The organism is Streptomyces sp. H27-D2, assembly GCF_035828615.1.
GTDB lineage: Bacteria > Actinomycetota > Actinomycetes > Streptomycetales > Streptomycetaceae > Streptomyces.
On record NZ_JAYMZR010000160.1, the window covers coordinates 1 to 10,150 of the forward strand.

General features: G+C 73.9%; 7 protein-coding genes and 1 pseudogene. 1 reads left to right on the forward strand and 7 read right to left on the reverse strand.

Annotated features, from left to right (window positions below; genetic code table 11):
• Positions 1–227: 227 nt before the first annotated feature.
• The 5 genes from QMK28_RS32765 to QMK28_RS32785 form a co-directional block, all read right to left on the reverse strand.
• On the reverse strand, positions 228–1,487 hold the full coding sequence (locus tag QMK28_RS32765) for an SIS domain-containing protein (protein WP_326443336.1): 1,260 nt from the start codon (positions 1,485–1,487) through the stop codon (positions 228–230).
• A 247-nt stretch (positions 1,488–1,734) separates the two neighbouring features.
• Positions 1,735–1,932, reverse strand: a complete 198-nt coding sequence (locus QMK28_RS32770; RefSeq protein WP_326443337.1) for a Trm112 family protein — start codon at positions 1,930–1,932, stop codon at positions 1,735–1,737.
• Positions 1,933–2,369: 437 nt separating this feature from the next.
• Positions 2,370–3,749: a phosphomannomutase/phosphoglucomutase gene (locus tag QMK28_RS32775; protein WP_326443338.1), complete on the reverse strand. Its 1,380-nt coding sequence runs from the start codon at positions 3,747–3,749 to the stop codon at positions 2,370–2,372.
• 230 nt (positions 3,750–3,979) lie between these two features.
• On the reverse strand, positions 3,980–5,596 hold the full coding sequence (locus tag QMK28_RS32780; protein WP_326443339.1) for an L-lactate permease: 1,617 nt from the start codon (positions 5,594–5,596) through the stop codon (positions 3,980–3,982).
• A gap of 400 nt (positions 5,597–5,996) precedes the next feature.
• Positions 5,997–6,419 (reverse strand): DUF3499 domain-containing protein, encoded by a 423-nt coding sequence (locus QMK28_RS32785; RefSeq protein ID WP_326443340.1) that lies wholly within the window; start codon positions 6,417–6,419, stop codon positions 5,997–5,999.
• Positions 6,420–6,703: 284 nt separating this feature from the next.
• Between QMK28_RS32785 and QMK28_RS32790 the strand changes: the two genes are divergently transcribed.
• Positions 6,704–7,183, forward strand: a complete 480-nt coding sequence (locus QMK28_RS32790) for a metallopeptidase family protein (protein ID WP_326443341.1) — start codon at positions 6,704–6,706, stop codon at positions 7,181–7,183.
• Positions 7,184–7,283: 100 nt separating this feature from the next.
• Here the strand turns inward: QMK28_RS32790 and QMK28_RS32795 are convergent, their stop codons facing one another.
• Together QMK28_RS32795 and QMK28_RS32800 are read right to left on the reverse strand one after the other, a co-directional pair.
• Positions 7,284–8,831 carry a DUF5719 family protein gene (locus QMK28_RS32795; protein ID WP_326443342.1) on the reverse strand — a complete coding sequence of 516 codons (1,548 nt, stop codon included), beginning with the start codon at positions 8,829–8,831 and terminating at the stop codon, positions 7,284–7,286.
• Positions 8,828–10,150: pseudogene (locus tag QMK28_RS32800) on the reverse strand (hypothetical protein); the annotation flags it as partial. The pseudogene QMK28_RS32800 and the gene QMK28_RS32795, both read right to left, overlap by 4 nt.

Sequence of the window (10,150 nt, forward strand, 5' to 3'; positions counted from 1 at the left end):
GTGCGAGCTGGGTGGTGCGGTTACGGCAGGGTGAGCGCTGCGGGCTCAGTCGTGCAGTGACGGCGGGTCGAGCCGCGCAGGCTCAGGCGTGCGGTTGAGGCGGGGTGAGCGCTGCGGGCTCAGTCGTGCGGTTGCGAGATCGCGGGCGCGGGCGGGGCCGGTGTTCGGTGGAGCGGTTCGGCGGAGCGGTTCGGCGGAGCGGTTCGGCGGAGCTGGTGGCCCCTTGGTCATGATCGCTCGCTGGAGGCGAGCGACAGGTAAACGGCGGCGAAATCTGTGATGGCGAGCAGCTCGGCCGCGGTTTCGAGGAGGCTTCCCTCGGCGGGCTGCAACTCGCTGACCGGGGTGTCCCGGCGCAGCGCGAGTTCGCGGGCGGTCGGTGTCGGCGAGGTCGCGTTCAGCGGCTGCCCGCGGAGCAGCACGATGCGCGCGTGCATGCCCTGGGTGTCCTCGACCCGGTCGCGGAAGAAGTCGTCGGGGTCGGTGCCGGCCGCGAACGCTCCGGCCAGCAGCATGCCGTGGGTGGTCAGCGCCTCGGGCAGTTCGGCGGCCAGCGCCGGGCGGCCGGCGAGCGTCGTGAGCACGGTGGCGAAGTGCCGTCCGGCCGCACCCGCGACGGTTCCCTCGGTCCACAACAGGGGCAGCGCGTCGGCGAGTTCGGTCGCGAGGGTCTTGGCGGGGTTGTTGTACGTCGCGATGGCCGGGCCGCAGCGTTCGGCGACCTTGTCCAGCCGCTCGGCCAGCGCTTCGAGGGCGGCGGGCGGCGCGTCGAGCAGCCCGATGCGGTCGGCGAGCGACAGCAGCGGGGTGAGCAGCGCCCACAGCGTTCCGGGGGCCGCGGGGGACGGCGGCAGCGGCACCGGCCCGAAGGGAGTGCTCATTCCCGGGGGCTCGGGGGCCGGCGCGGCCGAGGGGTCGTCGGCGCCGGCGAGCGGCGCGCTCGGGTTGAGCGGATCGGACGGCTGCGCGGGCCCGCTCGGGAAGGCGGCGGCGATCGTGTCGGCCAAGGGCACCGCCAGGCCGCGCGCCTGGCCGACCGCGCCGGTGAGCGGCGAGCGCGTCGGGGCGACACACACCACCGAGCAACCGCGCCGGTATGCCTGCTCCACGAGCACGGCCAGCCCTGGTTCCGAGCCGTCCGCGCTGACGAGCAGCAGCAGATCGAGCGGCCCGGTCCAGCCGGGCAGCGTCCAGCGCAGCGCACCCGCTTCGGGCGCGACGCCGGTCGGCCGGACGAGCTGGACCAGACAACTGCCGTCGCTCAGCGCGGCGAGCAGGTCGGCGGCACAGCTGGCGGCCGGTCCCGGGCCCGCGACCAGTACGGCGCGCGGGCGGCCGTCCGGCGCGAGGGCGGTGATCCCCGCCTCGGCGGCGTGCCGGGCCGCGGTGCGTACGCGGGCGCCCGACTCGGCGGCCCCTCGCAGCAGGCCGCGGACGTCGGCGCGAGCGAGCGCGTCGGGGGCGTCGAGGAATGACTCGTCGAGCATCGTACGGAGCCTCCGGTTGCCGGGCGGGACGCTTCGGCTGGGCCGGTTTCGGCGGAGCCGTTATCGACGGAGCCGTTTCGGTGGGTCGTTTCAGTGCGGTCGTTCGGTGGGGCCGGGCCGCTGGGCGGGCCTGGGACCGCTGAGCCGCTTCGGCCTGGTCGGCCTACTTGGTTCGGTCGGCCTGTTCGGTCGGGTCGATTCGGTGGAGTCGACCCGGGCCGGGTCCGGCCGGTCCGGCCGGTTCCGCTCAGGTGGGGCGGCGGGCTTCGTCGACGAGGAGTACGGGGATGCCGTCCTTGACCGGGTACGCGAGCCCGCAGGTTGTGCCGGTGCAGATCAGTTCCGCCTCGGCCGGGCCTTTTTTGCGTTCGGTCGTGGCCTCGCGCAGCGGCGCGTGGCACGCCGGGCAGGCGAGGATCTCAAGGAGGCTGGCTTCGACCGGCATGGTGGGGTGCCCTTCAGGGTGGTGGATCGTGCCGCCAGCCTACCGCCGGGGTGCGGGCCGCGGGCCGGGGGCGGGACCTGGCCGGGCAGGGCGCGTCGGGCCGGCTCGGCCTCGCTTGAATCCGCCCGGATCGGCTCCGACCGAGTCGACCTGCGGCATCACGGGCTGGGACCGGTCCCGTTCGGGTCGACCCGGACGGGTCCCGTTCGGGTTGGGATTGGGGTGGGCCCGGACCGGCTCGGGCCCGCCCCCGGTTCAGGCCGCCCCCGTCTTGGCGGACCACCCAGCGGTCCCGTAGCCCCATGTCCGCAGGCCCACGTCCGCAGGCCCCGCTGCCCGCAGTCAGCAGCCGACGGGGCCGACCACCACCGGCCGGCCCCGCCATCAGGCCGCCGCCGGCCCATCAAGCCATCAGCCGGCCCGGCGCCCCCTCGCCGTCACCCCCGGACGATCGCCAGAACCTCATCCCGCACCTTGGCGACCGTCGCCGCGTCCCGCGCCTCCACGTTGAGGCGCAGCAGCGGCTCCGTGTTGGAGGCGCGGAGGTTGAACCACCAGTCGCGGGCGGTGACGGTCAGGCCGTCGAGTTCGTCGAGTTCGACGTCCGTCCGGTCCGCGTAGGCGGCCCGGACAGCGGCTGTGCGGCCCGGCTGGTCCTCGACGGTGCTGTTGATCTCGCCGGAGGCCGCGTAGCGGTCGTACTGGGCGACGAGGTCGGAGAGCGTGCCGTCCTGGCCGCCGAGGGCCGCGAGGACGTGAAGGGCGGCGAGCATGCCGGTGTCGGCGTTCCAGAAGTCGCGGAAGTAGTAGTGCGCGGAGTGCTCGCCGCCGAAGATCGCGCCGGCGGCGGCCATCTCGCCCTTGATGAAGGAGTGGCCCACCCGGGTGCGGACCGGGACGCCGCCGTGCTCCCTGACGACCTCGGGGACGGACCAGGAGGTGATCAGGTTGTGGATGATCGTGCCGCCGGGGTGCTTGGCCAGTTCCCGGGCGGCGACCAGGGCGGTGATCGCGGAGGGGGCGACCGGCTCGCCGCGCTCGTCCACGATGAAGCAGCGGTCGGCGTCGCCGTCGAAGGCGACGCCGAGGTCCGCGTGGACCTCGCGGACCTTGGCCTGGAGGTCGACGATGTTCTTCGGGTCGAGCGGGTTGGCCTCGTGGTTGGGGAAGGTGCCGTCCAGCTCGAAGTACATCGGAATCAGGTCGAGCGGCAGTCCTTTGAAGACGGTCGGCACGGTGTGGCCGCCCATGCCGTTGCCGGCGTCCACGACGACCTTGAGCGGGCGGATCTCCGTGAGGTCCACGAGCCCGCGCAGGTGGGCCGCGTAGTCGGCGAGGACGTCCCGCCGCACGATGGCGCCCGCGGTCACGGCGACGTCGGATCCGTCGGCCGTGATCACCGGCGCGCCGGTCTGCGACCACTCCTCCACGAGGGCGCGGATGTCCGCGAGGCCGGTGTCCTGGCCGACCGGGGTGGCGCCGGCCCGGCACATCTTGATGCCGTTGTACTGCGCCGGATTATGGCTCGCGGTGAACATCGCGCCGGGCAGGTCCATGGAGCCGCTCGCGAAGTACAGCTCGTCCGTGGAGCACAGCCCGATTTCGGTCACGTCCACCCCACGGGCCGCCGCGCCGCGGGCGAAGGCCCGCGCCAGGCCGGGCGAGGAGGGCCGCATGTCATGGCCGATGACGATCGCCGAGGCGGCGGTCACTTGAGCGAACGCCGCGCCGAACAGCTCGGACAGCGACTCGTCCCATTGGTCGGGGACGACTCCGCGCACGTCATACGCCTTCACGAGCTGCGACAGATCAGCCACGGCCAACCCCTCCTGCGAGTTCTGAACCAGATCCGAACGGAGTCACAAACCTACCTGGCGCAGCTGACAATCCAGGTAGACAATCCCGGTCGCCGATCCCGGGAACCGAACCGGGCGCTCGGTCCGGGCGCCCGGCCCAGGCGCTCGGTCCAGGCGCTCGGTCCAGGCAAGTGCCGGAACCCCCGCGCCGCTGCCCCCGGCCCGCCCCCCGTCCGTTCCCGCCCCCGCTCTCAGGGCAGCATCCACCCCAGTACGAAGGTGCTCTGCCCCACCACGATCAGACACATCACCAGCAGCAACGCGAGGCTCCACGGCAGGACTTTGCGCAACAGATCGCCCTCGCGGCCCTTGAGCCCGACCGCGGCGCACGCGATGGCCAGGTTCTGCGGCGAGATCATCTTGCCCAGGACGCCGCCCGAGCTGTTGGCCGCGGCGAGCAGTTCGGGCGAGAGCCCCGACTCGCGGGCCGCGGTGACCTGGAGCGCGCCGAACAACGCGTTGGCCGAGGTGTCCGATCCGGAGACGGCGACGCCGAACCAGCCGAGCACCGGGGAGAGGAAGGCGAGTCCGGCGCCTGCCGCGGCGACGAAGTGGCCGATGGCGGCGGCCTGTCCGGACAGATTCATCACGTAGGCGAGCGCGAGCACCGAGACGACGGTGAGGATCGCGTGCCGCAACTCCCCCACCGTCCGGCCCCACTCGGTCAGCGCGGCGCGCACCGGGACGCGCAGCACGACGGCGGTCGCGATGCCCGCGAGCAGCACCAGGGTGCCGCCGGTGCCGATCAGCGGCAGCGCGAAGACATTGCCGCCGACCGGATGCCCGGCCGGGTCGGCGACGTTCAGCAGCGGCCAGTCGAAGGTCTGGGTGGCGCGCGCCAACAGCCGTTTGACGGGCGGGATCTGCGCGATCGAGAAGATCGCGATGATCAGCGCGTACGGGGCGTAGGCGCGCAGCACCTCGGGGCGCGGGTCCTCGTGGTCCAAGTCCTCGCTGCGTACGCCGGTCAGGACAGCGGCCCGTACCGGCTCCTCGGCGGGGCGGCGGGCGGACGGGACGGCGATCAGCGCGGCGGCTCCGAGCAGCGCCGCGACGATGTCGGCGAGCTGCGCGGAGATGTAGTTGGAGGCCACGAACTGGGCAGCGGCGAAGGCGACGCCGCAGGCGAGCGCCGGCACCCAGGTCTCGCGCAGCCCGCGCCTGCCGTCGACGATCGCGACGATCAGCAGCGGCACGACGAGGGCCAGCAGCGGAGTCTGCCGGCCGACGACCGAGGCGACGGTGTCCAGCGGCAGCCCGGTGACCTGCGCGAGCGTCACGACGGGGGTGCCCATCGCGCCGAAGGCGACGGGCGCGGTGTTGGCGACGAGCGCGACGACGGCGGCGCGCACCGGGTCGAAGCCGAGGGCCACCAGCATCACCGCGCAGATCGCGACCGGCGCGCCGAACCCGGCCAGCGCCTCCAGCAGCGCGCCGAAGCAGAACGCGATGACGAGGGCCTGGATGCGGGGGTCGTCGGAGAAGCGGCTGAAGGAGCGGCGCAGCACGTCGAAGTGGCGGGTGCGGACGGTCATCCGGTACACCCACAGGGCGTTGACGACGATCCACATGATCGGGAAGAGGCCGAACAGGACACCCTGAGCGGCGCTGGAGGCCGTCTGGACGACCGGCATGCCGTACGCGACCCAAGCGACCAGCGCGGCGACGCCGAGGCCGATCAGGCCCGCGTAGTGGGCTCGCATCCGCACCCCGCCGAGCAGCACCAGGACAGTGACCAGAGGCAGGGCCGCGACCAGGGCCGACAGGGCCAGCGAATCGGCGACGGGCTCCAACTGCTGCACGAACACGCGGGCCTCCGGGCGTTGGCGGCTCCGGGCAGGGTTCCGCGATCGGATTTCCGCGCTGCGGACAGGTTTCCGCGATGCGGAAGCTGATCTCCCGGTAGTGGAGGAATCGTCGTGCGCACGCCAAGCCGCCGTCAATGGCTGGGCGCCAAGGGTTTTCCGGCGGGGTCCGGTGGGTCCGGTATGCCGAGGGGTGTGGCCGGGGTGGGCCCGCCCGGCCGTCCCCCTCGTGGGAGGGCCGCGTGCTGGTCGCGGTGAGTCGGGCCCAGGAAAAACCCCGGTCGGCGGCAGTCGGGGAGTGATCGCACGTCAGCCGGAGGCGGCGCAGGCGCGCAGCCGGAACGCAGGCGAGTCGGCACCGGCTGCAACCGCCCCCGAGCCCCCGTGTCCAGGGTCGCCCGCGTCAGGAATCGGGCGAGCGCAGCACCCGGAGGTGGCCGCGCCTGGCGACCTCCATCGGGTCGGCCTCACGGCCGGTCGGTCTGGACGCCTCGGCTGCGCGCTGGTGCGGGCGGGCGGCCTCGCGCACCGCGTTGGCGAGCGCTTCGAGGTCGTCGCCGCAGGGGCGGGCGGGGCCGGTGTCGACGGCGAGACGGACGACTTCCCACCCCCGGGGGGCGGTCAGCCGCTCGGAGTGCGGGGCGCACAGGTCGTAGCAATGGGGTTCTGCGTAAGTGGCGAGCGGACCGAGAACAGCGGTCGAATCCGCATAGACGTACGTCAGGGTTGCGACGGCGGGGCGACCGCACGCGGTGCGCGAACAGCGACGTACAGGGCTCACGACGTTGGACGGTACCGCACTCTTGAACGGGCCGCGACGACTCACCCGGAGACTCACTCGGCCGTGTCACCCCGGTCCACCCGATCCAGTGGATTCCGGGTAGCCGGTCTGACCTGCGGTGGGCCGGGGCCGCACGGTGGCCGGCGGCGACCGCACCGGTCAGCACTCGCTCCCGTCAGTGTCATTCCACAAGGATCATCGACCCGGAGCTGTCCATAATTGATCTCCCGCGGGACGGGAACGTGGCTGGAATGTTCATCCGGCGACATACCGCGCGATGCCGGGACACCCGCATGCAAGGCGGCGGCCGACGGCTACCCTCGTCTGTGATGGAAACGCCTGTACCTCCCCAGCAGTCCGAGCCGCGGCAACGCCGCCGCGACCGTCACGGACGCGGGATGCGCGGGCCGATCGCCCCGCCGCAGGTGCCGCTCGCGGCCAGCCGCGCGGACGCCTTCGTCGATCTGGTGCACGACTCCGTGGAACGGCTGGAACGGAGCTGGCCACAGCTCTCCTCGGTGGAGTTCTCGGTCCGCGAGGTCCCGCGCTGCGGTCCGGGCACCGGCGGGGCCGTGGGGGACGGCATGGTGGACGGCGTCACCGACGAGGACACCGTTCCGCTCGGCGGCCTGGCGCACGCGGCCGACGGGAAGCCCGACCGGATCGTCGTCTACCGGCGGCCGGTCGAGATCCGCACCAAGAACCGGGACGAACGCGCGCTGCTGGTGCACGAGATCATCGTCGAGCAGGTCGCCGAGTTGCTCGGCCTCGCGCCCGAGTCGGTGGACCCCCGGTACGGGCAGGAATGAGCCGGGCGGGAACGAGCGGGGTCCGAGGGGGCTGAGCGGCGCCGGCCCCTCGGCCATCCGGCCCGTCAGCCTCCAGCCCGTCAGTGAGTCAGTCGTTCAGTCAGTCGTTCATCATTTTCAGGTCCTGCCCGGCCTTCGGCACCGCGACCGTCCCCCGGTCGTCCGGCAGCGTCTGGACCGTGAACATCGGGATGCCGTCCTGCGGCAGCGCGAGCGTCCTGGCCGCGTGCACCGGGCCGCCGGACAGCGGCTGGACGGTGAGGGCGTAGCCGCCCTTGAGCCCGGCGGGCCTGGGCGGGTCCACCGCGAGCGTCGTGCCGCCCTTGACCGTGTACGTCTTGCTGACCGGGGTGCCCCCCTGGCTGCCGGCGGAGGCGGTGACCTTCACCTTCGCGCTCTTGCCCGGCGCCACCAGTGACAGCGTGCTGCCCTTGGCCCGGTTGTCGACGGCGGCGGCGCGCGTCTCGATCCGGCCGGTGGCCGGGATGAACGCGGTCTCCTGCTTGCTGCCCTTGCCCCGGGTGACGCGCAGCGCGGCCACCACCGGGGCGGTCTTCCCGCCGCTCGCGGTCGGAGTCAGCACCAGCGAGCCCGCTTCGCCCTTGGTCACGTCGCCGAGGTCCACGGCCGCCGTCATCCGGCTCTTGACGTGCAGCGTCTCGTGCCCGGCCGGGCTGATGGACCCGTTGGGTCCGGTCAGCCGCACCTTGAGGTCCGCGTCGTCCTCGCCGGTGGCGAAGGCGACCAGCCGTACGGAGGTGGCGTCGGCCGGGATGCCCGGCAGCACCAGGTCCGCCGAGGGGTCCGCCGCGGCGGGCAGCCAGTCGCCGCCGAGCTTGGCGTCGACGCTCTGCACCGACGCGCCGACGCGCCCCGCGCGGGCCAGCGCGTGGACGGTCACATTGGTCGTCGGCTCACTCGTCATGGTCGACAGCAGGACCGAGACCGAGGAGTGCGCGGGGATCGTGATGCCCTCGCCGGTCGGCGCCTTGATCGCGCCGTCCTTGCCGTAGAGCTCCAGGTCGACGACGGCGGCGGTGTCGTCCGGGTTGGTCAGGTGCGCGTAGTCCTGGCGGTCCTTGGCCGTGCTCGCGCCCGGGAACCAGAACTCCGTGTCGGGCGGGGTGCAGGCGGTGCCCGCCAGACCGCGGCCGACGCCCGCGGTGATCTCGCTGGTCTGCTGCACCGTCCAGCCGGGGGCCAGCCGGCCGTCGGCGGTGCCGGACAGCGCGGGGGCCTCCGCACCGTCCGCCGACGCGGTGACGGGCTTGCCCGGCTCCCTCAGCGGGACGACGGGCTCGGCGTCGCCGTTCTTGCCGTCTTTGCCGTTCTTGCCGGCCTTGTCGTCCGTCTTGCCCTTGTCGGCCTGGCCGTTCTCCGCGACGTGCGCCGCGGGCAGCAGTTCGGCGCTGCCCTTGCTCGCCCGGCCCCCGGCCCCGTCCTGCGGGGCGAAGGCGGAGTAGGTGGTCCGCCCGAGCTCCGAGGAGGTCGGGGCGGGGCACAGCAGCGTGGACCGCTCGACGGGCAGCCGGGACGCGGTCCTCGCGGCGGTGTCCTTCGCGGCGCCGGGCGTCGCCAGCGAGGCGACGCCGGTGACGGCGGCGAGCGCGGTGGCGGCGCCGATCAGGGACAGGGTGGTGCGGTTCACTGCTCGCTCCCGTCGCGGCGCGGCTCGGGCTCCGCACCGCCGTACGTCGTGTCGCCCCGGTCGGGCCGGGCGGGGTCGCTGCCGTCGGGGTAGCTGCCGTCGGGGTAGCTGCCGTCGGGGTAGGGCTGCTGCCCGTAGCCGTACGGATCGGCGTACTCACCGCCCTGGTAGGGCTCCTGCTGCCCGCCCTGCGGGTCCTGCGGGTAGTGCGCCTGCGGGTCCTGCTGGTACTGCTGCTGGTCGGGATACGGCTGCTGCTGCTGGTGCTGCTGCTGGTCGGGGTACTGCTGGTTCGGGTACGGGCTCGCCTGCTGGTTCGCCTGGTACTGGTCAGCTGTGTACTGCCCGTGGTCGACCTGGCCGTGGTCGACCTGGCCGTGGTCGACCTGGCCGGCCTGGCCGTAGTCGCCCTGGCTGTACTCGCCCTGGGCGTAGTCGGCGGTCGCGTAGGCCTGCGGCTGCTGCTGCCAGTCCTCGTACGACTGCTGGTGCGGCACCGCCGCGTACGGGTCGGCGACGCCCGCGTCCTGCGGCTGCGCGTACGGGTCCGCGACCTGCCCGTCCCGGGCCCCGCCGTCGTAGCTGTTCTCGTATCCGCTGTCGTATCCGCTGTCGTGGCCGCTGTCGTGGCCGCTGTCGTGGCCGCTGTAGCCGTCCTGGTGACTGTCCGGCCGGCTGTCCTGGTCGCCGTCCGGCCGGTAGCCGTCCTGGCCGCCGGGGAAGCCGTCGTCGGCCGCGTCCGGCGGTCCTGCCGGGCCGCTCTCGTCCGGCTCGGTCCCGGTCTCCGCCGCGGCGCGCAGCCTGCGCGCCCTGCGGCCCTCGCCGGACACCGGCTGCGCGGGTACGACGGGCGCGGCGGCCTCCGGGAGGTCGTCGTCGATCTCGCGGCGGCGTCCCGGCAGTGCGAGCACCAGCAGGACGAGGCCGAGCAGTGCCTGCGCCCAGGCCCAGGCGGTCTGGCTGACGGGGGTGTCGTAGCCGAGGTCCAGCCGGCCCCCGTTGGCGGGCAGTGCGAAGCCCTGCGCCCAGCCGTCGACCGTGGTGGGCTTCAGCGCCTTGCCGTCGAGCGTGGCCGTCCAGCCGGGAGCGGCCGCGTCGGCGACGCGCAGCACCCGCCCCGCGGGCCCGGCGGGCACCTTGGTGTGCGCCTCCACGGGGCCGGCCGCGACCGGCACCGGCTGGTCGGCGGCGGAGGCGTTCGCGCCGCGCGCCCCCGCGCCGTCCCGCGCGCCGTCCGCGCCGGCGGGCACGATCGTGGCGCGCGCCACCTGGCGGTCGACGCGCCACAGCGCGCTGCCGTCCTCCTGGCTGAGCCGGGT